Raw genomic sequence first — 24,126 nt, forward strand, 5'->3', positions numbered from 1 at the left:
TCTTAATAGTCAAGTTCTTTTTAGTTTTCAAAGAATATCCGTGAATTTCTCTGCTATTTATGATAAAATGGGAGTATCGCAAAAAATGACTCATCGTATTAAATTTTGAGTAAAATTAGGAGGAACCCATGTCTACAGAACATATGGAAGAACTAAATGACCAGCAGATCGTTCGCCGTGAAAAAATGGCTGCGCTCCGTGAACAAGGAATTGATCCCTTCGGAAAACGTTTTGAACGTACTGCTAACTCTCAAGAACTAAAAGACAAATTTGCAGAACTTGATAAAGAACAATTACATGAACTAAATGAAACTGCTACTATCGCTGGACGCTTAGTAACTAAACGTGGTAAAGGGAAAGTTGGCTTTGCCCATCTCCAAGACCGTGAAGGTCAAATCCAAATCTACGTTCGTAAAGATGAAGTCGGTGAAGAAAACTACGAAATCTTCAAAAAGGCTGACCTCGGTGACTTCCTCGGTGTCGAAGGTGAAGTCATGCGTACGGATATGGGTGAACTCTCTATCAAGGCAACTCATATCACTCACTTGTCTAAAGCACTTCGCCCACTTCCTGAGAAATTCCACGGTTTGACAGACGTTGAAACAATTTATCGTAAACGTTACCTTGACTTGATTTCTAACCGTGAAAGCTTTGAGCGCTTTGTCACTCGTTCAAAAATCATCTCTGAAATCCGTCGTTATCTAGATCAAAAAGGTTTCCTTGAAGTGGAAACACCTGTTCTTCATAATGAAGCCGGTGGTGCTGCTGCTCGTCCATTTATCACTCACCACAATGCACAGAACATTGACATGGTGCTTCGTATCGCGACCGAGCTTCACTTAAAACGTCTTATCGTTGGTGGTATGGAACGTGTCTATGAAATTGGCCGTATCTTCCGTAACGAAGGAATGGACGCTACTCACAACCCTGAATTCACTTCTATCGAAGTTTACCAAGCTTATGCAGACTTCCAAGATATCATGGACTTGACGGAAGGTATTATCCAACACGCTGCTAAATCAGTTAAAGGTGATGGTCCAGTTAACTATCAAGGTACTGAAATTAAGATCAACGAACCATTTAAACGTGTTCACATGGTAGATGCTATCAAGGAAATTACTGGTGTAGACTTCTGGCAAGACATGACTTTCGAGGAAGCTAAAGCTATCGCTGCTGAGAAGAAAGTTCCAGTTGAAAAACACTACACTGAAGTTGGTCACATTATCAACGCCTTCTTTGAAGAGTTCGTTGAAGAAACCTTGATTCAACCAACCTTTGTCTATGGTCATCCAGTAGCTGTGTCTCCACTCGCTAAGAAAAATCCTGAAGACAACCGCTTTACTGACCGTTTTGAGCTCTTCATTATGACCAAGGAATACGGTAATGCCTTTACCGAGTTGAACGACCCAATCGACCAACTTAGTCGCTTTGAAGCCCAAGCCAAAGCTAAAGAACTTGGTGACGATGAAGCAACAGGTATCGATTACGACTACATTGAAGCTCTTGAATACGGTATGCCACCAACAGGTGGTTTGGGTATCGGTATCGACCGTCTCTGCATGCTCCTCACTGATACAACTACTATCCGTGACGTATTGCTCTTCCCAACAATGAAATAATACTCTTCGAAAATCTCTTCAAACCACGTCAGCGTTGCCTTGCCGTAGATATATGTTCCTGACTTTGTCAATCTTATCTACAACCTCAAAACAGTGTTTTGAGCAGCCTGCGGCTAACTTCCTAGTTTGCTCTTTGATTTTCATTGAGTATAAACCCTTATCCTCTGGTACTTTCCAGAGGATTTTTCGATGCAAAAAGAGACTGAGAAAAAACTCAATCTCTTTTCTTATTCTTGATTTTTAACTTGACTGGTGGCTACATCTTCCCCAAACCATTTCTGGCTGATTTCCTGGAATTTTCCTTCTTGGTATAGTGATATAAAAGCCTGATTCAGAGCAGCTAGCAAAGTTTTATCAGCAGGTCTAACACCCACTGCAAATGCTTCACTTTCAAATCCAGCTGAAAAGACATTGTAGTCATTTAATATTCCTTCAGACTGGAGATAATAATTGGCATATACCCGGTCAATCACAAGGGCATCAATCCGATCATTTTTCAAATCAATCAAGGCTTCATTGAAACTTTGGTATTGATTGGCCTTCTGATCTTTCACTTGATTCTTGAGTAGTTCGGGTTGTCCTTCAAAATTCAAATAGCCAGAAGATCCTGCCTGGGCCCCTAAAACTTTGTCAGTCATATCCTGAATTGAGTGGATATTTTGAGACTTTTTAGAGACCAAAACTTGTTGATTTTCCATGTAAGGAATGGTAAAAGCAACCTTCTCTTTCCGTTCATCTGTAGCTGTATAGCCATTCCAGATGGCATCAATGGTACCATTTTGTAGCTCGGTTTCTTTCATATCCCAGTCGATGGGTTGAAATTTAATCTGAATTCCTAGCTTTTCAGAAACAGCTTGGGCCAGGTCAATATCAAAGCCTGCATACTGGCCATTCTTTTCCTCAAATCCCATGGGAACAAAGGTATTGTCAAAGCCAATGGTAATGCTTCCCTGTTTTTGATATTTGGCCCAATTATCCTGATTTGGATCACTTGCCTTCTGAGTACAAGCCGTCAGGAAGAAGCTAAAGAACAGAGCAAGTACAAGGGCAATTTTCTTTCTCTTCATAGGCACCTCCTAGTCCTACTTTGGATCAACCTTAAGGATCTGATCAGCAATGTTTTCCGCAAACTGAAGATCGTGGGTCACAACAATCTGGGTCATCCCACGCTCTTTATTTTGAAGGATAAGTTTTTCTACTTCTAATCGCAATTCTGGGTCTAAGGCTGATGTAGGCTCATCATATCCAATAATTTCTGGGTTTATCATCATGGCGCGTGCTAAGGCCACCCGTTGTTTTTGCCCACCTGAAAGTGAGAATGGAAAGGCATCTGCATGTCCAGCTAACCCAAGCTGTTCTAACAAACCACGCGCCCTCTTCTCAGCAACTTCCTTCTCCATGCTCATCGTTTTTATGGGCGACAGAGTTAAGTTATCTAGAACTGACAAATGCGGAAAGAGTTGAAAATCTTGGAAAACAAATCCCAGAAGATTGCGCTTTTCTAGTTCGTCTATAGCTAGCGATTCGCCGTTATAGTAGATTTCCCCCGAATCGATGGTTTCCAATCCAGCTAACATACGTAATAGGGTTGTCTTTCCGCCTCCTGATGGACCTACGATTGCAAGGATTTGCTTTTCAGGAATAGATAGGCTGAAGTTGGTTAAGATTTGTTTGCCACCAAAGGCCTTGTTGATATTTTGTAATTCTAACATAGCAATCCTCCTATCTGTAATAACTGTACTTCTTCTCAAGTTTTTTCGCTACAATGGTTACAAGACCAATCATAATCAAATAAATCGCTCCGGCTAAGAACATAGGAACAAGACTAGCATCTCGATTGGCTGCTGTCCGACTTGCCAAAATCAAATCTGAAATCCCAAGGGCATAAACCAATGAAGTATCCTTGACTAAACTCATGATTTCATTAAAGACGCTCGGTAAGACAATCTTTGTAACCTGAGGCAAAATAATATAGCGCACTGTGTCAAAAGGACTAAACTTCAAAACCTTAGCAGCCTCATATTGACCTTTAGGAATGGTTTCAATCCCACCACGAAAGATTTCAGCAAAGTAGGCTGCATAGTTCAATACAAAAGCGATCACAGCAGCAGGCAAACGATCTAAACGTATCCCAATGCTAGGGAGAACATAGTAAATAAAGATTAATTGCAAGAGCAAGGGAGTCCCTCGCATCACCCAAATATAAAGGTCAATCAGATAATGGAGGGGTTTCCAGCGGACTTGTAAAGCAAAGGCAACGACAATACCTAAAGGAATTGAAAAGATCAAGACCAGAGCAAAGACTTGAAGAGTCATACTTGCACCGTTCAATAAACTTGGTAATATCTCAAACATATAAGACATACTGCACCTCCTAAAAATTATTGTTCCTATTATAGCATAAATAAACAATTTAGCAAGGGTTTTTGTAAAAAAATTCTATAATTATTGAACTATACACCTTTATCTAAGAAATCAGAGCGAAATATCATCTTACAGAATTCGAAGAATTATAAGGATTCTAGACGAGAATATAGGTTTAACTTCTAATTCTGAGAGAACAATAATCAAAATATTTTTATCAAATATCTATAAAGATTTCAATGATATAGAACTCTATTTACTCTCATTCACTTCATACCTCTAGAGATATAAAAAAGAACCACTTTATAAGAATAGTATCATTTCTACTATCCATACAAGTAGCTCTTTGATGATGCCATAGCAAGGGCATCAAAATTTTTCAACTAGATTATTTAACTTTTTTGAAACGGAATAAGAGAATGGAACCAAATGCAAGTACTACTCCTACAACAGTAAGCAAGATAGTCATTTCAGATGTACCAGTATTTGGTAGTTCTTTATTTTCTTCTGGTTGTTTAGGTTTGTTATCTGAAGAACCCGGAGTCTCAGCAGCATAAGTATTTGTGATGGTTGGATTATTACCTGTAACTGTTGCTACAAGTTGACCTTGACCATTGTCTACAACTTTTACTGTTACTGTATAAGCATTTTTATCATAAGTTACACCAGCTTCACCACCATCTTTTTCAGTGATAGTATACATGTGAGTTCCTGCAGCAGTATATTCAATTGCTGGGAAAGCAACTGTTCCGTCTGCAGCATTCTTAGCTGTAGCTACAAGTTTGTCGCCTTCTTTCAATTCAAATTCATATTTATCTGCCTCAAGAGTTTTACCATTTAGGACTTTTTTAGCAGTAATTGAAGTTGTTGCAGATTTAGCAGAATACGAATTTACAAAAACTTTATTGTCATATTTAACACTTGCAAACTTCTCACCATAAACATCTGTTACAGTAACTTCTGCGTTAATAGTCTTATCATCGTAAGCAAAACCTGGTTTTTGATCATTAACTTCTTTGATCTGATACTTATAAGTACCCACTGTAGAGAATTTAACGGCTTTAAATTTCACTTTGCCATCTTTATCATTCTTAACAGTTTCCACAACTGATCCGTTTGGATCAAGTAGTTGGAAGCTAAATTCTTCAGCAGCTAAGTCTTTTCCTTTTAACTGCTTAGAAACCTCAAATGAAACTTCTGTAGAACGTGAACCTGAACTAATACCTTCAGTTGTGGTTAATGGTGCAAAACCTTCTACATCAAAGTTTTCAGTCGAAGTCGTAATTTTAACGTTATTGAAAGCTTTCTTTGTTGTATTATCAACTGGAGCTGTGATACGAGTCTTATAAACTACATACAAACCTTGGTTGATTAGATCACCATTACCATTTGGAGTAATAGTGAAGCGATTAGAATCTTGAACAACAATGTGACTTGGATTCAAAAGAGGATGATGTTCATCCTTACCCCATTCAGTAAAGTAGTAACCTGTAATCTCACTAGCTAATACTTGCCCTTCAGGGATTGTATCTTGAATCGAAACGCCTTCATAAGGATTAGCATATTTGTTTACGCGAATATACCAATTAATATAATTTGGATCGTTCGTATCTTGAACTCCCCATTTAGTAAATCCTGTTGGATCCTCATCTGGAACAATACGAGTCAAATTGTATACTCCTGCTCCAGGAATGTCGATTGGATATGATTTATTGAGTTCAACATTATCAGCCCATACAACAGTAAATAAGGCCGAAATTTGTTTCTCTTCAGGTAAGTTAGCAAAATAATCTTCGTTAGTTACCGTTACAGTCGCTGTATTTACAGACTTATTTGTCGTTAACTCAGCAACTTTAGTGACTCCATCGTTACCAAAGATTTCAGTAGTTGAATCTGTTTCAATTTTGAATTCATTTGGAACTTTATAAACCATAAAGTCACCATTCTTCAACGTTGTTGAGTTGTCGAATTTGTAGGTGGTTTGAAGGTAAAATTTCCCTTCACCATACTCTGCACCGTCAACTAACTTATTATTGTTAATTGTCGGTACTGTCGTTAGCGTATAGCTACTAGATGGTAGTTCAGCAGCTTTAACCACATTGCTAGTTCTTAGTACTGGGATAAATACTGAAGCTACTAACAATAGCGCCATGAATGCATGAGAAAGTTTTTTATTAATCTTTTTCACAACATTTGCCTCCTTTATTTTTGGGGATAGATTCCCTTATTTATTATTATATATTCTTATATAAATTTGTCAAGTATTTCATAGTAGTTCGATGTTCAAATCATACCTTTAAACTCTTATTTTATAGGGTGTAGCAGGCTTTCATCGTTCAAAACTTCATCTAAATTGGCTATAAGAAATTCTAACATTTATATTATATTAGTAAAAAAGAAAAGACCTCTGAGGTCTTTCAAATCATTCATTTAAAGTCATTCGTTTCTGTTAATAGAATTTTACAAAAAATAGAAATCCTTAAAGTGTCTCTAATAGTTCTTGCATCTGAACATCATCTGGAACGAGTTTTAAATAAGCTTCAGCTTGCACTTTGGCTTCTTCAAAATACCCCAATTCACGTAGGAGATAAGTATACTGCTCCAGAAACTCAGGATTATCCTTAAGGTCAGACGATAGTGCCTGGTAGAGCTCATAGGACTTATCTAAATCCTCAATTTCCTGATAAGAACGGGCAATCATCCACTTGGTCAAGAGATTTTCAGGTTCTTGACTTTGGAGAGCAATGATATCTTCGTACCGCTCTTGTTCCATATAAATGGTTGCAAGGCGAAGGAAAATTTCTTCTGTATCCTCTGCATCTTCTTTGGCAGTAAGGAGAAATTGCTCTGCACTACTAGGATCATGCAATTCATACGAAAACTGAGAAGCAGCCAGTAAGAGCCGAGTTTCAAATGGATTTTTCTCCAAACCTTGTTTAGCGATACGAAGGGCCTCTTCCACCTGATGTTCCTTATGCAAAGCTTGACTATAACCATATTCATATCCTTCAAAGTCAGGTGAAATGGTATCAATCTGCTTAAAGTAAAGAACAGATTTTTGATACTCTTCTTGGTCAAAGTAAAGACTAGCCAGTTCAAAGGCAGTTTGGTCATCGTATTCTAATTCTAAAGCTTTTTCTAAGAATTCAGTTGCAGCTTCAAACTTGCCTAACTGGGCATAAGCGTAGCCAATTCGTTGATAGGTTGAGACACCCGTTTGCTCATAGATGGAGCGATTGTCTAATTGAGCATAACCCTGAATAGCTTCCTGATAATTTCCTAACTCACTATCCAACTCAGCCAAACCAAAAACTAATAAGGGATCGTCTGAGTAGTTTAGGGCTTCCAGTAACTTTTCACGCGCTACATCTGTCAATCCTTCCAACTGATAGAGGTCAGCCTTCAAGGCCAAAGCCGACACGTACCAGTCACTTTCGGGTGTGATTTCCTCAAGGTGAGCAAAGGCTTCCTCAACATTGCCATCCTCACTAGCAATACTTGCTAAATTCAGATTCACTTCTGGAAATTCTGTAACGATTTTTTGGTAAATTTCTTTTGCTTGAGGATAAAAGCCAATTCCCTCTAGATAGCTTGCTAGTTCGTAAAGAACTTCACTTGAATCTGTTTCGAGGGCTTTGTGAAAATACTGATCCGCTTTGATTAAATCCTGTTCATCCAAAGCCTGGAGCATGTGTTGACTATTGTTCACTCTTGATTTCCTCCCCTTCTTCTTCATACAAACCGCTGACTTTTTTATACCAGTTAAAGATAGCTGAGATAACGACCTTGGCAGAAGCATAGACAGGAATTCCCAGCAAGACTCCCCAAATACCAAACATAGAACCTGAAGTTAGGAGAACAAATAGGACATTGATTGGATGGATGTTTAGCTGACTACCTAAAATAAGCGGAGAAACGAAGCGACCTTCAATCGTTTGTTCAACAATAAAGACAATAATCACTTTCAAAAGCATCACAGGTCCTGCTATCAAGCCCAAAACCAAAGCAGGCAACATGGCAAGAAAACTACCCAGGTAAGGTACTAGATTGAGGATACCAGCCGTGATCCCCAGAGTCACAGCATATCTGAGACCAATAATCTTAAAGAAGATAATAAACATAATTGCCACGATAATAGCAACTGTAACCTGCCCTCTAACATAGTTTGACAACTGTTTATTAACATCTGACAAAACTTGTCCGACAGGTTCTTTTAACTTGTTTGGGATAAACTTAGTCAAATAGTCTCGTAGACCTTTCCCATCTCTCAAAAGATAAAAGAGCATGAAGGGTACGATAATAACCGCAACAATGACCTGGGAAACGCTACTGATAAAGGCGCTAACCCAGTTAACAGCTTGAGAAGAGATTTTGCTGGCCCACATGGTCGCCTCACTAGAAACATTGGAAAGAACCTGCTCCAACTGTGGTCTAAAATCATCTGGCAAGCGTTTGGTTACAAGGTCATTGATCACCTTATCAGCATCTTCCAGGTATGTCGGCACATTCTTCGCAAAATTTAAGACTTGACGTTGCAGATTAGGAATTGCGACTGCCAATCCCCAAATGATAAAGAGTCCGATAATGACAAAAACAATACTAATGGCAAGAACACGATTGATCTTGTGCTTCTCCATCCAGTCCACAATCGGATTGAGGAGGTAATAAAGTAAACCAGATAAAATAACTGGCAACATGACAACCCCTAAAAAGTCCAATACCGGTAAAAAGATAAAACTAATCTTACTTAGAATAAAAATGTTTAGCCCCAGTAACAAGGTTACTAAAAATACAGTGATGGCTTTATTATCTAAAAACCACTTAAAAAACCAAGATAGGCTAAAATGTTTCTCTTTATGTTCCATAAATACATCCTTTCTGTCATTCTCTCATTATACCATTTTTAGACTAAAATAACTCTTTTTTAAAGTGCTTACATGGATGAATCTGATGCTTCATGACTGCCATTTTGTGGTATAATGAACTTATCATTATTAAGAGGTATGGACATGAAAGAAACTGTTTATTTTGGAACTTACACTCGTCGCTTATCTAAAGGGATTTACAAGGCAGATTTTGATACAGAAACAGGCCAGCTTGCAGATCTTGAACTCTTTGCTGCTGAACCAAGTCCGACCTACCTTGCCTTTGACCAACAGCAACACATATACACCGTAGGAAGCCAGGATGGCTTAGGTGGAATCGCTGCATACAAGACAGATGGCGCTTTGCTAAATCATGTGGTTGAAGAAGGCGCTCCCCATTGCTATGTGGCAGTGGATGAAAAACGTGGTCTCGTATACGGAGCTAACTACCACAAAGGCCAAGTTCTAGTTTATAAGCGCCAAACGGATGGTAGCCTCATCCAAACGGATCTAGATCAGCATAGAGGACAAGGCCCTCATGAAAACCAAACTTCTCCACATGTACACTTTACAGATCTAACACCTGACCAGTATCTCGTCACCTGTGATCTAGGTACAGATGAAGTAACGACCTACGATGTTAGTCCAGAAGGAAAACTAAGTAAGCTCCACACTTATCACGGCCAAGCTGGAGCAGGTGCTCGCCACATCGTTTTCCACCACCACTATAAGATTGCCTATCTCATCTGCGAACTGAATAGCACTATCGAGGTCTTGATTTATGATGGGGTCGGTGAATTTGAACGCATGCAAGTCATTTCAACCTTACCAGATGGATACGAAGGCTTCAATGCTACTGCTGCCATTCGTCTTTCAAAAGATGGCAAATACCTCTATGCATCTAACCGAGGTCATGATTCCATTGCAGTCTATACAATCCTCGCTGATGGTAGCTTGGAATTATTAGAGATTGTACCAAGTCATGGTAAAAATCCACGTGATTTCGACCTAACTCCTGATCAAGAGTTTCTCATTGCTGTTCATCAAGATTCTGATAACGCAACCGTCTTTAAACGCAATCCTAAAAGTGGTCGTCTTGCAGAACTTTCTAACGACTTTCATGTCCCTGAAGCAGTCTGCATCAACTTCCCACATTAAAAAAAATGAACTTGAGTTTCAAGTTCATTTTTTTATAGTCTATTTCCGACATTGATACGGTTGATAGCACGTTGCAATGCGATTTTTGCACGACGCTCTTGGTCAATCAAATGCTTGTCATGGGCTTCTTCGATTTCTCGTTCAGCGCGAAGTTTTGCACGTTCAGCACGACTGATATCGATATCACGAGCACGTTCTGCTGAGTCTGCTACAATAGTAATGATGTCATTGGCAATCTCGATAATTCCTCCGTTCACTGCAATCCAGTTCACATGAGTATCATCATCGATACGTTTTACCTTCACTTCATCAACCGCTAAAACCGCAATCATATTTTCATGTCGTGGCAAGATCCCCATCTCACCATCCAGAGTTCGTACCGATACAAAGCTGGCATGGTGATCATAGACGAGGCCATCTGGTGTCACGATCTGGACAGTTAAATGAGCCATAGATCACCTCTTAAAATCCCATTTTCTCTGCCTTAGCAATGACGTCTTCGATTGAACCGACACCACGGAAGGCATCTTCTGGTAGCTGGTCATGTTTTCCTTCAAGAATTTCCTTAAAGCCACGAACTGTTTCCGCTACTGGTACATAAGAACCAGGTTGACCAGTAAATTGTTCTGCAACGTTAAAGTTTTGAGACAAGAAGAACTGGATACGACGGGCACGTGCAACCAAGGTTTTTTCTTCATCAGAAAGTTCATCCATACCAAGGATAGCAATGATATCTTGCAATTCATGGTAACGTTGAAGGACACGTTTAACCTCAGCAGCAACTGCATAGTGCTCCTCACCAACAATCTCAGGTGCCAAGGCACGAGAGCTTGAAGCTAGAGGGTCAACGGCCGGGTAGATACCCAACTGTACCAACTTACGTTCCAAGTTTGTTGTTGAATCCAAGTGAGCGAAAGCTGTTGCTGGCGCAGGGTCAGTGTAGTCATCCGCTGGCACATAGATAGCCTGGATTGAGGTTACAGAACCCTTCTTAGTTGACGTGATACGCTCTTGCAATTGACCCATCTCCGTTGCAAGTGTTGGTTGGTAACCAACGGCTGAAGGCATCCGACCCAAAAGGGCAGATACTTCTGAACCAGCCTGAGTGAAACGGAAAATATTGTCGATAAAGAGAAGCACATCTTGGCCTTCTACATCACGGAAGTATTCGGCGATGGTCAAACCAGTAAGGGCAACACGCATACGTGCTCCTGGTGGTTCATTCATCTGACCAAATACCATGGCTGTTTTCTCGATAACGCCTGATTCTTTCATTTCCCAGTAGAGGTCGTTCCCCTCACGGGTACGTTCCCCAACACCAGTAAATACGGAAATCCCACCGTGTTCTTGGGCAATATTGTGAATCAATTCTTGGATCAATACGGTTTTACCAACTCCGGCACCACCGAAGAGTCCGACTTTCCCCCCTTTAAGGTATGGGGCAAGAAGGTCGATAACCTTAATCCCAGTTTCAAGAATTTCAGAAGAGGTAGACAACTCATCAAAAGTCGGAGCTTTTTTATGAATTGGCTGACGCTCAGCGTCTTCAGCAAAAGGAGCATCCAAGTCAATGGTATCTCCCAAAACATTGAAGACACGTCCCAAAGTTTCTTTACCTACTGGAACAGAGATTGGACGGCCTGTGTCCAAAACTTCCATTCCACGAGTCAAACCATCTGTTGATTCCATGGCGATCGTACGGACCATACCATCTCCCAACTCCAAGGCTACTTCAAGGACGATTTTTGTTTTTCTTTCGTCATTCTTGTAGACGACAAGTGCATTGTTAATCTCAGGAAGTGTTTCCCCTGCTGCAAACAAGACGTCTACAACGGGTCCAATAACCTGAGCAATTTTACCTGAACTCATCTCCTTCTCCTATTCTATATAAGATACTGTCGGTTCCTAGCTCAACTAGGTCCTAATACTCTTCGAAAATCAAATTCAAACCACGTCAGCGTCGCCTTACCGTACTCAAGTACAGTCTACAGCTAGCTTCCTAGTTTGCTCTTTGATTTTCATTGAGTATAAGTTCATTTTCATACGAGCTGGACTAAAGCCTTATTCTAAGGCACTAGCCCCCGCTACGATTTCTGTAATTTCTTGTGTAATCGCCGCCTGTCTGGCACGGTTATACTGGATTGTCAAATCATTGATAACTTTCTTGGCATTATCAGTCGCCGTTTGCATGGCTGTCATACCAGCGGCATTTTCAGCTGTCTTGGCATCGATAATAGCCCCGTAAATCATACTTTCAGCATACTGAGGCAACAATTGCTCCAAAATTTCTTCTCGACTTGTTTCCAACTCAAATGTCAAGCTATACTCCTCATCTGCTTCATTTGGATCGAGGTCAACAATCGGAAGCATTTGCTCCACACGCATTTGGCTGGTAAGCGTATTGACGTGGTGATTATAGCAAACATAAAGTTCATCAAAGAGTTCATTTTGGTACATCTCAATCGTTTTTGAAATAATTTTACGAACTTCATCAAAACTTGGTTGGTCGGCCAAGCCCCGCAATTCATAGATTGGTTGAATGCCACGAGCCTTAAAGAAATCAGCCCCCATACCACCAATACAGATAACTTCAAAGTCATCACCATTTGGATGATATTCTTCTTTCAGCTCCATCACAGCTTTAAGGATGGAAGCATTATAACCTCCAACCAAGCCACGGTCTGAAGTAATAACGATATAGCCTGTTTTCTTAACTGGACGACTAATGAGCATTGGATTGGTAGAGCCACCAGATCCGTTACCATGTAGAATATCCGTCAAAAGCTTACGAACCTTCTGAGCATAAACTTGAAAATTGCGTGCTGCTTCTTCAGAGCGACCTAACTTGGCAGCCGATACCATTTGCATGGCATTAGTGATTTGACTAGTATTTTTTGTTGAGGCGATTTTTGTTTTAATATCATTTAGAGATACTGCCATCTGACACCTCTATTCTTATTGGAAGCTGGATTGATTGAGAAACTCTGTAATCGCAGCATCCAAGACTGCTTCTTCTGGCAAGTCTTTTGTTTCACGAATGGTTTCCAAAATCTCTGGATGTTGTGCATCAAAGAAGGCATGGAACTCTTCCTCAAAACGAACAATGTCATTTACAGGAACTGTATCCAAGAATCCGTGTGTCAAAGCATACAGGATCGTCACTTGTTTCTCAACAGGCAAAGGCTTGTGAACAGGTTGTTTCAATACTTCTACCGTACGACGACCACGATTCAACTTAGCTTGAGTAGCCGCATCCAAGTCCGAACCGAACTTAGTGAAGGCTTCTAACTCACGGTATGAAGCAAGGTCGATACGAAGAGTACCAGCAACCTTCTTCATGGCTTTAATCTGAGCAGAACCACCTACACGAGATACAGATGAACCCGCATCAATAGCTGGGCGAATACCTGCGTTAAAGAGTCCATCTCCAAGGAAGATTTGTCCGTCAGTGATAGAAATCACGTTGGTTGCGATATAGGCAGAGATATCTCCTGCTTGCGTCTCAATAAATGGTAGGGCTGTGATTGATCCACCACCAAGCTCGTCAGAAACTTTGGCTGAGCGCTCAAGCAAACGGCTGTGAAGGTAGAAGACATCCCCTGGGAAGGCCTCACGACCTGGTGGACGACGGAGCAAGAGAGAAAGTTCACGATAAGCTACCGCTTGTTTAGATAGGTCATCATAAACGATCAAAACATGCTTGCCTTGGTACATGAATTCTTCTGCCATAGCGACCCCTGCATATGGAGCAAGGAAGAGTAATGGAGAAGGTTGTGAAGCTGAGGCTGTCACAACGATTGTGTAATCCAAGGCACCGTACTGACGAAGTGTTTCTACTTGTGTACGAACTGTTGATTCTTTTTGTCCAATCGCTACATAGATACATATCATATCTTGCCCTTTTTGGTTCAAGATGGTATCGATTGCAATGGTTGTTTTCCCTGTCTGACGGTCACCAATGATCAGCTCACGCTGACCACGACCAATCGGTACAAGGGCGTCAATAGCTTTCAAACCTGTTTGCAATGGTTCTGATACAGACTTACGCTCCATAACACCAGGAGCTGGTGCTTCTACTGGACGAGTCTTGTCAGTATGGATTTCTCCGAGACCATCAACGGGACGACCAAGTGGATCCACAACACGTCCAATCAAGTTATCACCGACAGGAACTTCCATGATTTTACCCGTGCGACGGATAGTGTCTCCTTCACGGATATCCGTGAAGTCACCGAGAATGATGATCCCAACGTCTGTTGATTCCAAGTTTTGCGCCATACCATAAGAGCCGTTTTCAAAAATCAAGAGCTCTCCACTCATGGCATTTTCAAGGCCGTGGGCACGCGCAATACCGTCCCCGATATAGGTTACAACACCAGTTTCAGTCACATCAAAAATGGGTTTGAAATTTTCAATTTGTTGCTTAATTAAAGCGCTGATTTCTTGTGCGTTAATTGCCAAAAGAACACCACTTTCTATTTCAAATTTTCTTTAACAACACGAAGTTGCTGTTTAATACTCACATCAATTGTCTTGTGATTGGCAAAAATGACAAAACCACCAATGAGACTTTCATCGATTTGTTCTTTGATAGTCCGAACTTTCAGAGACATTTTTTTCTCAATCAAAGGAAGCAATCGCGCCTTCTGGTCATCTGTTAATGGATGAGCGGAGGCAATCGTTACTTCAAATCGATTCGTTTCTTTTTCAAGTCGACTCAAACAATCTACAATTACTTCATAAAATAAATTTGCTCTGTGATTGTATAGCAGCACCTGAAAAAAGTTTTGCATTAATGGTGACACTGAGTCTTGGAAGAAACGAACGGTTTTTTCCTTATCCGACTCACCTACTGCCACTTGACCTAAAAAAGAAGGCAAGTCTGTTTCTTCTGCGACTTGCTTGATTTGAGCTAAGTCAGAAAAGATACGGTCTTCTTCTCCCTTTTCAATCACCAATTGGACAAAAGGCATGCTGTATTTTTCAATTACCTTTACTGTCTTTTTGTCCATTAAGCTTCTCCTAGCTGATCGATGTACTGATCAATGAGTTCTTTATGGGCTTGTCCGTCAAGGTTTTGTGAGATGATTTTACCAGCGAGACTAATCGTCAAATCTGCTACCTCACCCTTAACGCTTTGTAAAGCTTCCGCTTTATTTTGAGCAATTTCTTGGTTAGCTTTTTCTTTCAAGCGTCCTGCTTCCAGTTTCGCCTCAGCCAAGATGTCAGCTCTACTTTTCTCAGCTGTTTCCTTTGCATTCTCGATAATTGTCTTAGCTTCCGAACGGCTACCTGCCAACTCAGCTTCACGTTTGCTAGCGAGTTCTTCGGCCTTCTTACGGGCAGCTTCTGCTCCGTCAATATCTGAAGAAATTTTTTCAGCACGTTCATCTAAAATATTGGTAAGATTTCCCCAGGCATATTTTTTCACTAAAAAAATTAATAAAAGGAAGGAACCAGCGATAAGAATAAAGTCACCAATAATGGTACTAATAGTTAAATCCATCTTCTAATCCTCCTCTACTTACTCTTCCCCAGCATTTATCTTCTTACCAATGTACATCGATGACAACATGGTAAAGACATAGGCTTGAATACATGAAATGAAAATCGAAAAGGCTGTCCATAACATGTTTGCGATAAAGGCAAAAGGATACCAATACAAAGCATTTTGTGACAAGGCTAATAGCAATCCAGCTAAGACCTCACCGGCAAAAATATTTCCGTAGATCCGAATCGCCAAGGAAGCAAAATTGGTGAACTCTTCTAAAATGTTCATCGGAGTCATAAAGCCAGGTGTAACAAATGCTCTCAAATATTCTTTAACGCCTCTACGACGAACTCCTTCTACATGGGCGATCAAAGTGATCAAGAATGATAGGGATAAATCGTATCCAAGGTTGGCTGTTGGGGAAGTCCACAAGTTATAACCGTTTGTTGTTTGTACTTTTGCCATTAAGCCGATATTATTGGCAACCAAGATAAACAGAAATAGAGAAAACAGAAATAAGGAATAATCCTTGATGTATGATTCTCCAATGTTTGGTTTGGTAAAACCAATCACAAAGTCGTAAATCATCTCAAGAGCATTTTGTTTGCCCTTTGGACGGATGGTCATTTTACGACTTGCCCAGTAGACAAAGGCAAAAACCATCAAAACAGTTACAAGAGACATGGCAAGCAGGGTCAAATCAAAGGATATTGGTCCAATATTAACGGTTGGATTCAAACTTTCTTCCATGGTTTGACACCTCCATTTCTAAATAGAGTTGTCTATTTAATGACAAATGACATCGCCAAGGTTACAAAGAATGTTCCTTCGATAAAGGCAATCCCCATGATCATCAAACTACGCAATTGTGGGATGATGTCTGGTTGGCGTGCTGCAGACTTGAACAAACCGTTCATCAAAAATCCTTCTGCAAGGGATACACCCATACAGGCAAGACATAGACCGAAAAATGTTAAATTCATGATGAATTCTCCTTTTTATTTAAATTTACTTCCTTAGTTTAGTCCTAAAATTTGTTTTTGTCAACTTTTTACTAACATTGAAAGCGTTTCATATGATTTATTTCTATTTTTGCTGTTTTTACCCCATTCTATAGAAAGTTTTTCCATTTTAGATTGCGAATTTTTCTTGATTTTACTCTATTTTCTGAAACAAACTGAAAAATCCAAGTTAAGAACTTGGATCGATTCATTTTATTTAAAATAGTAGGAATAGTGTTGTTTACAACCTGGATTAAATGGTGCACTGCAGTAAGGACAAGCCATCTGTTTTTGGTATTCTTGGAAAGTCATTGTCCTCTTACAACCCCCACATAAGATTGGTCGATCCTCAAAAAGCGCCAAGGGATAGGGAGAAAAAACATGTGTCTCCATAGTATTGTGACACTGATAGCATGCGTAGTATTTTTTACATTCATAACATTGGAGTGAAACAATATCCTTTTCACTATGATAATGAACACATCTGCTTTCATCATCTACCAATAAACCTTGAGCTTGTATCATTCCCTTTTCCTTATCTAGGCACGAACTGTAACACTTGTCCCGTCTTCCTTATAGAGGTTGATGAGCCCTTCCTTGAGAGCGCGGACCATATCCCCTGCTTGAACAGGTTGTGGAACCTTGATTGTCAAGAGTTCCATTGGATTTGGAGCACGGTCTATTTTATTGCCCTTGGCATCATGAAGATCTTCGATATAAGTTTCAAAATGTCGGAAACCTGGTCCGTAAAACTCAACTTGGTCTCCTTCATTGATAACATTCCGTTGACGAATGGTTGCCGTTTGAGTCGCATCATCATACGAAACCACTTCAGCGACAAACTTGTATTCAGGAATTTTACGACGAGCGCCAAACAACTGTTCGTTTTCAGACGGTGTACCGTAGTAGAAACCTGTTGCCAATTCACGTTGGGCAACCTTCCACATCTCGTCTACCAAGTCCTGTTTGATGGCTTCAAATTTCTCGGGACTTTCGAGATAAGCATCTACAGCCGCCTTGTAACAGTTGGTCACAGTTGAAACATAGTGGATCGACTTCATACGACCTTCAATCTTGAGACTGTCTACACCGTTTTCGATCATATCTGGAATATGGTCAATCATGGACATGTCAACGGCTGACATCGAAAATTCTTCTGGAATTTCACCTTTCAGACTCTTACGTTCTTGACCAAAAGGCATGTCATAAAGATCGTATTTCCAACGACAAGACTGAGAACAGCCCCCACGGTTGGCATCACGCATACTCATGTGGTTTGATAACGTACAGCGACCTGAGTAAGAAATACACATGGCTCCATGGACAAAGGCTTCAATTTCTACATCAGTACGTTTGCGAATCTCTGCCAATTCTTCCATTGAAACTTCACGGGCCAAAACCACGCGAGTTAGACCAAGTTCTTTCCAGAACTCTAAAGTTTCATAGTTGGTCGCACTAGCTTGGGTTGAAAGGTGGATTTCAAGACCTGGTGCTTCGGTTGCTGCAATCATAATCAAGGCTGGATCTGACACGATAACTGCGGCAATCCCGATGTCACGCAACTTACGGAACCATTCTCCAGCACCAGCTTCGTTTCCTTCGTGCATAACCATGTTAGCAGCCACATAGACCTTGGCACCGTACTTAGCAGCAAACTGCACGCCTTCTTCCATCTGTTCAAAGGTGAAGTTTCCTGCACGGCTACGAAGACCATAGGCCTGTCCACCGATGAAGACTGCGTCCGCACCATATTGAACAGCTACTTTCAGCTTCTCTAAAGTCCCTGCAGGTGATAAAACCTCAGGACGTTTTAATGTTTTTGTCATTTCTTCTCCTATTTGCAATATAAAAGTTTGACGTTTTTCCTTCTCATTTTATAGTAAATAAGCAATAAAATCAAGCCTAGACAGATTGTTTTGACAATTCTAATCTTTTAAGAAAACAAAAAACTAGCCTTTCTAGACTAGTTATTTTCAAGATAAAATTCAAAGCGTTCGCCCACGTATTGACTCTTTACATACTCGAAAGCCGTCCCATCATCAAGATAAGAGACCTGAGTCAAGGCTAAAATGGCATGCCCTTTTTCAACTTCTAGATAGTGAGCAATTTTTTCCTTAGCCAATCTCGCATAAATGGTCTGTTGGGATTTGCCAATCCGATAGCCATGTTGCTGCAAGGTATGGAAGAAATGACTGGTGATTTCTTCTTTTTTGAAATCCTTAATAAATTTCTCAGGAATAGATGCGACTTCATAGACTAGTGGAACTTGGTCAGCGTAACGCACCCGTTCCATGCGGATAATATTCTCTGTCGGAGCAATCCCTAGATTAGCGACCTCTTGCTCATTTGGAATGGTTCTTCTGTAAGAAATGAGTTGACTAGAAGGAACTTTCCCCTGAGATTTGACAATCTCCGTAAAACTGGTTGTACCCCGCATTTTTTCTTGGACACGAGTGCTAGAGACAAAGGTTCCACTTCCTACACGACGCTCCAAAACTCCTTCCTCAACCAAGAGAGAGATAGCCTGACGTAATGTCATCCGGCTAACTTGAAACTGTTCAGCTAAATCTCGCTCACTTGGAAGTCTCTCTCCGATTTTCCAATGATGCTCATCTATATCCTTCTTGATCTGATCGTGGATTTTCATATAAGCTGGTAACATGATTCTCACTTCTTTTCTTTATTTTCTCCATTGTACCGTATTTGCTAAGAAAAAGTCAAACTTTGCCTTGTTTAGTTGGTAATTCGCCCCTATTTGTGATAGAATATTGAAAAAGATATTTCTTTTGAGAAAGGAAAAAGATGAGCAACATTTCAACTGACTTGCAAGATGTCGAAAAAATCATCGTGCTGGACTATGGTAGCCAATACAACCAGCTGATTTCACGTCGTATTCGTGAAATTGGTGTTTTTTCAGAGTTAAAAAGTCATAAAATCTCAGCCGCAGAGGTTCGTGCGATTAACCCTGTAGGGATCATCCTCTCTGGTGGACCAAACTCTGTATACGAAGATGGTTCATTTGATATTGACCCAGAAATTTTTGAACTTGGCATTCCAATTTTAGGAATATGCTATGGTATGCAACTTTTAACTCATAAACTTGGAGGAAAAGTTGTCCCTGCAGGTGATGCTGGTAACCGAGAGTATGGCCAATCACCACTTACCCATACCACTTCTGCCCTCTTTGAAGGGACTCCTGAAGAACAGATTGTTTTGATGAGCCATGGCGATGCTGTTACAGAGATTCCAGCTGATTTTGTTCGTACTGGAACTTCTGCTGACTGTCCTTATGCAGCTATTGAAAACCCTGACAAGCACATCTATGGTATCCAATTCCACCCAGAAGTTCGCCATTCTGTATACGGGAATGATATCCTTCGCAACTTTGCCCTTAACATCTGTCAGGCTAAAGGCGACTGGTCAATGGACAACTTCATCGATATGCAGATCAAAAAAATCCGTGAAACTGTAGGTGACAAGCGTGTTCTTCTCGGCCTATCAGGTGGTGTTGACTCTTCTGTTGTTGGCGTTCTTCTCCAGAAAGCAATCGGCGATCAATTGATCTGTATCTTTGTAGACCACGGTCTTCTCCGTAAGGGAGAGGCTGACCAAGTTATGGACATGCTTGGTGGTAAGTTTGGTTTGAATATCGTTAAAGCAGACGCTGCTAAACGATTCCTTGATAAACTTGCAGGTGTTTCTGATCCTGAGCAAAAACGTAAAATCATCGGAAACGAGTTTGTTTATGTCTTTGATGACGAAGCTAGTAAGCTAAAAGATGTAAAATTCCTTGCTCAGGGAACGCTTTACACTGACGTGATTGAGTCTGGTACAGATACTGCTCAAACCATCAAATCACACCACAATGTTGGTGGTCTTCCAGAAGACATGCAGTTTGAATTGATTGAGCCATTGAACACTCTTTATAAAGACGAAGTCCGTGCCCTCGGTACAGAGCTTGGTATGCCAGACCACATCGTATGGCGCCAACCATTCCCAGGACCAGGACTCGCTATCCGTGTCATGGGTGAAATCACTGAGGAAAAACTAGAAACTGTTCGTGAGTCTGATGCTATCCTACGTGAAGAAATCGCTAAAGCTGGTCTTGATCGTGATATTTGGCAATACTTCACTGTCAACACAGGCGTTCGTTCAGTCGGTGTTATGGGTGATGGTCGTACTTACGACTACACCATCGCCATTCGTGCGATCACTTCTATCGATGGTATGACAGCTGACTTTGCCAAGATTCCTTGGGAAGTCCTTCAAAAAATCTCTGTACGTATCGTAAATGAAGTAGATCACGTTAACCGTATCGTCTACGACATTACAAGTAAACCACCTGCAACTGTGGAGTGGGAATAAACCAATCAAACACAAAAGAACTCTGAATCGGATTCAGAGTTCTTTTTTAGGTAGCACTTCTGCTTTCCTTTTTTATTTGCGTTTTTTCTTAGCTTTTTTCATTTTGTTAGCCATGCGTTTCATAGACTGTTTCATGGCAAATTCACCGATTTTACCTTTGAGTCCGCCACCAAACATCTGGCTCATATCTGGCATGCCTGCTCCTCCAAGAGCTGACATATCCGGCATTCCACCTTGTCCCATCATGCCTTCAAGGGCAGACATATCCATCCCTCCCATATTTGGCATATTTTTTGGAAGGTTATTTGGGTTGATTCCCATCTGCTTCATCATCTTGTTCATATCCCCAGACATGACACCTTGCATGAGCTGTTTGGCCTGGTTAAAGTCCTTGATAAATTTATTGACTTCGACAAAGGTATTTCCAGAACCAGCAGCGATACGACGGCGACGACTTGGATTTAACAGATCAGGGTTTTCGCGTTCTTCAGGTGTCATAGAAGACACAATGGCACGTTTGCGCGCAATCTGGCGCTCATCCACCTTCATATTTTGAAGGGCAGGATTGTTAGCCATACCTGGAATCATCTTGAGTAAGTCTTCCATTGGCCCCATATTTTGCACCTGATCCAATTGATCAATGAAATCATTGAAATCAAAGGTGTTTTCGCGCATTTTCTCAGCCATTTCAAGAGCTTTTTGCTCATCGTATTCCTGAGAAGCTTTCTCAATCAAAGTGAGCATATCCCCCATACCAAGGATACGGCTTGACATACGGTCTGGGTGGAAGGTTTCGATATCTGTTATCTTTTCACCCGTACCAGTGAACTTGATAGGTTTTCCAGTGATGTGACGAACAGACAAAGCTGCACCACCACGAGTATCCCCATCAATCTTGGTAAGGATGACACCAGTTACTTCCAACTGAGCATTAAACTCACGGGCAACATTAGCCGCTTCCTGACCGATCATGGCATCAATGACAAGGAGGATTTCGTTTGGTTGAGCCAGTGCTTTAACATCACGAAGCTCATTCATAAGAAGTTCATCGATTTGTAAACGCCCTGCCGTATCGATCAAGACATAGTCGTTGTGATTGGCCTGCGCTTGCTCCAAACCTTGGCGAACAATTTCAACAGCAGGCACTTCTGTTCCAAGTGCAAAGACAGGAACATCGATTTGTTGTCCAAGTGTTTTCAGCTGATCGATGGCTGCTGGACGATAAATATCTGCCGCAATCATCAAAGGACGAGCATTTTCTTCCTTCTTGAGTTTATTAGCCAGCTTACCAGCAAAAGTCGTTTTACCAGCCCCTTGCAAACCGACCATCATGATAATGGTTGGAATTTTTGGTGACTTGATAATTTCTGCCGTATCGGAACCTAAAACAGCTGTCAATTCCTCATCAACGATTTTGATAATCTGTTGGGCTGGATTGAGGGTATCAATGACCTCGTGTCCGACTGCACGTTCACGAACCTTCTTGATAAAGTCCTTTACAACAGGCAAAGCAACGTCGGCTTCCAGCAAGGCCAAACGAATCTCTTTGGTTGCTTCCTGGACATCAGCCTCAGATATTTTTCCTTTTTTACGTAGATTTTTAAAGACGTTCTGTAAACGTTCTGTTAAACTTTCAAATGCCATTTTTTTCTCCTATGTTTCATTAATTCGGTGGAAAACGTCCAAAATCTTGTAAACAAACAAGTTCTTCTGGAGTGACTTCTTTCATTATCTCATTTGGATATCCCCAACAGCTAAATCCCTCTTGAAGAGCTCGAAAGATAGAATCAGACGAGAGGATTTGTAGCCTTGTGGGAAAAGGAGTCTCAGCAGCTAATAGTTTACAGGGTATACCTTTGTAGATGACTATACTCCCCATACTTATTCTCTATTATCAATACTTGTTAAAATTTCTATCTGCTCCTGCAGAAAGTCATCCTTGGGATAACGCTCCAAGATCTGGTCAAAAATCTGACTGCGGACAATGTAGTCCGAATACATGTGCAGTTTCATCTCATAATCTTCTAGAATCTTTTCCGTCCGCTTGATATTATCATAGACAGCCTGACGACTGACACCGAACTCTTCAGCAATCTCAGCAAGACTATAATCATCAGCATAATAGAGTTCAATATAGTTCATCTGCTTGTCTGTCAAAAGCGCCGCATAAAATTCAAAAAGGGCGTTCATACGATTGGTTTTTTCGATTTCCATAACTTTTATTATACCAAAAAAACTATTATACTGCTAGAGTAGAAGCACTTCAAATAGAGTAAGGAGAAGAAAAAAAGAACCTTGCAAGGCAAGATTCTTTTAGTGTCTGACTTAAATAATTGTTCTTCTGGGAACTTAATCGAATTAAGCTTCGATTTCTGTAACCATACCTGAACCAACAGTACGTCCACCCTCACGGATAGAGAATGTAGTACCTTGTTCTACGGCGATTGGGTGGATCAACTCAACGTCGATAGTCACGTTATCACCAGGCATTACCATTTCAGTACCTGCAGGAAGTTCGATTGAACCTGTAACGTCAGTAGTACGGAAGTAGAATTGTGGACGGTAGTTGTTGAAGAATGGAGTGTGACGTCCACCTTCTTCTTTAGTAAGGATGTAGACTTCACCTTTAAATTTAGTGTGTGGGTTGATTGAACCTGGTTTAGCGATAACTTGTCCACGTTCGATTTCGTCACGTTGAACACCACGAAGAAGGACACCTACGTTATCTCCAGCAAGACCTTCGTCAAGTTGTTTACGGAACATTTCAACACCAGTAACAACTGCTTTTTGAGTTTCTTCTTTGATACCAACGATTTCGATTTCGTCGTTGACACGAACAGTACCACGGTCGATACGTCCTGAAGCAACTGTACCACGTCCAGTGATTGAGAATACGTCCTCGACTGGAAGAAGCAATGGTTTTTCAGTGTCACGTTCTGGTTCTGGGATGTACTCATCAACAGTGTTCATCAATTCCATGATGATGTCTTCGTATTTAGAGTCACCTTCAAGAGCTTTAAGAGCTGAACCTTGGATAACTGGAAGATCGTCACCTGGGAAGTCGTATTCTGACAAGAGATCACGGATTTCCATTTCAACCAATTCAAGCAATTCTTCGTCGTCTACCAAGTCAATTTTGTTCATGAAGACGATAAGGTGTTTAACACCAACCTGACGTGAAAGAAGGATGTGCTCACGAGTTTGTGGCATTGGTCCGTCAGTTGAAGCTACTACAAGGATAGCTCCGTCCATTTGAGCGGCAC

The 24,126-nt window shown here is 40.8% G+C and carries 24 protein-coding genes; 3 read left to right on the forward strand and 21 right to left on the reverse strand.

Annotation, left to right across the window (positions count from 1 at the left end; translation table 11 throughout):
* The first annotated feature begins 128 nt into the window (after positions 1–128).
* Positions 129–1,619, forward strand: coding sequence for a lysine--tRNA ligase (gene lysS / locus PCY17_RS07205; protein ID WP_000102443.1), 1,491 nt, complete (start codon positions 129–131; stop codon positions 1,617–1,619).
* A gap of 227 nt (positions 1,620–1,846) precedes the next feature.
* Here lysS and PCY17_RS07210 read toward each other — a convergent pair whose 3' ends face one another.
* The 6 genes from PCY17_RS07210 to PCY17_RS07235 form a co-directional block, all read right to left on the reverse strand.
* Positions 1,847–2,686 carry an amino acid ABC transporter substrate-binding protein gene (locus tag PCY17_RS07210; RefSeq protein WP_000823413.1) on the reverse strand — a complete coding sequence of 280 codons (840 nt, stop codon included), beginning with the start codon at positions 2,684–2,686 and terminating at the stop codon, positions 1,847–1,849.
* A 15-nt stretch (positions 2,687–2,701) separates the two neighbouring features.
* Entirely contained in the window at positions 2,702–3,331 is a 630-nt protein-coding gene (locus tag PCY17_RS07215) for an amino acid ABC transporter ATP-binding protein (protein ID WP_049501498.1), read from the reverse strand.
* Positions 3,332–3,341: 10 nt separating this feature from the next.
* On the reverse strand, positions 3,342–3,983 hold the full coding sequence (locus PCY17_RS07220) for an amino acid ABC transporter permease (RefSeq protein ID WP_000121156.1): 642 nt from the start codon (positions 3,981–3,983) through the stop codon (positions 3,342–3,344).
* Positions 3,984–4,371: 388 nt separating this feature from the next.
* A complete protein-coding gene (locus PCY17_RS07225; RefSeq protein ID WP_301392279.1) occupies positions 4,372–6,171 on the reverse strand; it encodes an FctA domain-containing protein in 1,800 nt (599 codons plus the stop codon).
* A gap of 291 nt (positions 6,172–6,462) precedes the next feature.
* Complete coding sequence (locus tag PCY17_RS07230; protein WP_301392280.1) at positions 6,463–7,692, reverse strand: tetratricopeptide repeat protein; 1,230 nt, start codon at positions 7,690–7,692, stop codon at positions 6,463–6,465.
* A complete protein-coding gene (locus PCY17_RS07235; protein WP_000400294.1) occupies positions 7,682–8,848 on the reverse strand; it encodes an AI-2E family transporter in 1,167 nt (388 codons plus the stop codon). Before PCY17_RS07235 ends, PCY17_RS07230 begins: the two co-directional genes overlap by 11 nt.
* A gap of 144 nt (positions 8,849–8,992) precedes the next feature.
* On the opposite strand from PCY17_RS07235, the gene PCY17_RS07240 reads away from it, so the two are divergent.
* On the forward strand, positions 8,993–10,006 hold the full coding sequence (locus tag PCY17_RS07240) for a lactonase family protein (RefSeq protein ID WP_000665595.1): 1,014 nt from the start codon (positions 8,993–8,995) through the stop codon (positions 10,004–10,006).
* A 32-nt stretch (positions 10,007–10,038) separates the two neighbouring features.
* Here PCY17_RS07240 and PCY17_RS07245 read toward each other — a convergent pair whose 3' ends face one another.
* The 11 genes from PCY17_RS07245 to PCY17_RS07295 all read right to left on the reverse strand — a co-directional run bounded on the left by PCY17_RS07245 (position 10,039) and on the right by PCY17_RS07295 (position 19,160).
* On the reverse strand, positions 10,039–10,458 hold the full coding sequence (locus PCY17_RS07245; protein WP_000940836.1) for a F0F1 ATP synthase subunit epsilon: 420 nt from the start codon (positions 10,456–10,458) through the stop codon (positions 10,039–10,041).
* A 10-nt stretch (positions 10,459–10,468) separates the two neighbouring features.
* Positions 10,469–11,875 carry a F0F1 ATP synthase subunit beta gene (atpD, locus tag PCY17_RS07250; protein WP_000094372.1) on the reverse strand — a complete coding sequence of 469 codons (1,407 nt, stop codon included), beginning with the start codon at positions 11,873–11,875 and terminating at the stop codon, positions 10,469–10,471.
* 192 nt (positions 11,876–12,067) lie between these two features.
* On the reverse strand, positions 12,068–12,946 hold the full coding sequence (locus PCY17_RS07255; protein ID WP_000301235.1) for a F0F1 ATP synthase subunit gamma: 879 nt from the start codon (positions 12,944–12,946) through the stop codon (positions 12,068–12,070).
* 15 nt (positions 12,947–12,961) lie between these two features.
* A complete protein-coding gene (atpA, locus tag PCY17_RS07260; protein ID WP_000996615.1) occupies positions 12,962–14,467 on the reverse strand; it encodes a F0F1 ATP synthase subunit alpha in 1,506 nt (501 codons plus the stop codon).
* A gap of 14 nt (positions 14,468–14,481) precedes the next feature.
* Positions 14,482–15,018 (reverse strand): F0F1 ATP synthase subunit delta, encoded by a 537-nt coding sequence (locus PCY17_RS07265; RefSeq protein WP_000359021.1) that lies wholly within the window; start codon positions 15,016–15,018, stop codon positions 14,482–14,484.
* Positions 15,018–15,512, reverse strand: a complete 495-nt coding sequence (atpF, locus tag PCY17_RS07270; protein ID WP_000366311.1) for a F0F1 ATP synthase subunit B — start codon at positions 15,510–15,512, stop codon at positions 15,018–15,020. The genes PCY17_RS07265 and atpF overlap by 1 nt, the downstream gene beginning before the upstream one ends.
* A gap of 18 nt (positions 15,513–15,530) precedes the next feature.
* Positions 15,531–16,247: a F0F1 ATP synthase subunit A gene (gene atpB, locus PCY17_RS07275; protein ID WP_000392937.1), complete on the reverse strand. Its 717-nt coding sequence runs from the start codon at positions 16,245–16,247 to the stop codon at positions 15,531–15,533.
* 32 nt (positions 16,248–16,279) lie between these two features.
* Positions 16,280–16,480: a F0F1 ATP synthase subunit C gene (locus PCY17_RS07280; protein ID WP_001054551.1), complete on the reverse strand. Its 201-nt coding sequence runs from the start codon at positions 16,478–16,480 to the stop codon at positions 16,280–16,282.
* Positions 16,481–16,711: 231 nt separating this feature from the next.
* Complete coding sequence (locus PCY17_RS07285) at positions 16,712–17,023, reverse strand: CHY zinc finger protein (RefSeq protein WP_008279616.1); 312 nt, start codon at positions 17,021–17,023, stop codon at positions 16,712–16,714.
* A gap of 14 nt (positions 17,024–17,037) precedes the next feature.
* Positions 17,038–18,324, reverse strand: a complete 1,287-nt coding sequence (locus tag PCY17_RS07290; RefSeq protein WP_000169096.1) for a U32 family peptidase — start codon at positions 18,322–18,324, stop codon at positions 17,038–17,040.
* Positions 18,325–18,461: 137 nt separating this feature from the next.
* On the reverse strand, positions 18,462–19,160 hold the full coding sequence (locus PCY17_RS07295; RefSeq protein WP_301392281.1) for a GntR family transcriptional regulator: 699 nt from the start codon (positions 19,158–19,160) through the stop codon (positions 18,462–18,464).
* Positions 19,161–19,300: 140 nt separating this feature from the next.
* Between PCY17_RS07295 and guaA the strand changes: the two genes are divergently transcribed.
* Positions 19,301–20,863: a glutamine-hydrolyzing GMP synthase gene (guaA, locus tag PCY17_RS07300; protein ID WP_000065697.1), complete on the forward strand. Its 1,563-nt coding sequence runs from the start codon at positions 19,301–19,303 to the stop codon at positions 20,861–20,863.
* A 72-nt stretch (positions 20,864–20,935) separates the two neighbouring features.
* Here the strand turns inward: guaA and ffh are convergent, their stop codons facing one another.
* The 4 genes from ffh to tuf all read right to left on the reverse strand — a co-directional run.
* Positions 20,936–22,507, reverse strand: a complete 1,572-nt coding sequence (gene ffh / locus PCY17_RS07305) for a signal recognition particle protein (RefSeq protein WP_049477497.1) — start codon at positions 22,505–22,507, stop codon at positions 20,936–20,938.
* Between the two features lie 19 nt (positions 22,508–22,526).
* Positions 22,527–22,742: a hypothetical protein gene (locus PCY17_RS12195; RefSeq protein WP_000534887.1), complete on the reverse strand. Its 216-nt coding sequence runs from the start codon at positions 22,740–22,742 to the stop codon at positions 22,527–22,529.
* A 2-nt stretch (positions 22,743–22,744) separates the two neighbouring features.
* Positions 22,745–23,077, reverse strand: a complete 333-nt coding sequence (locus PCY17_RS07310; protein WP_000402066.1) for a putative DNA-binding protein — start codon at positions 23,075–23,077, stop codon at positions 22,745–22,747.
* A gap of 144 nt (positions 23,078–23,221) precedes the next feature.
* The coding region (gene tuf, locus PCY17_RS07315; protein WP_301392434.1) for an elongation factor Tu at positions 23,222–24,126 on the reverse strand (905 nt) is incomplete at its 5' end.

The organism is Streptococcus sp. SO2 (assembly GCF_030440025.1).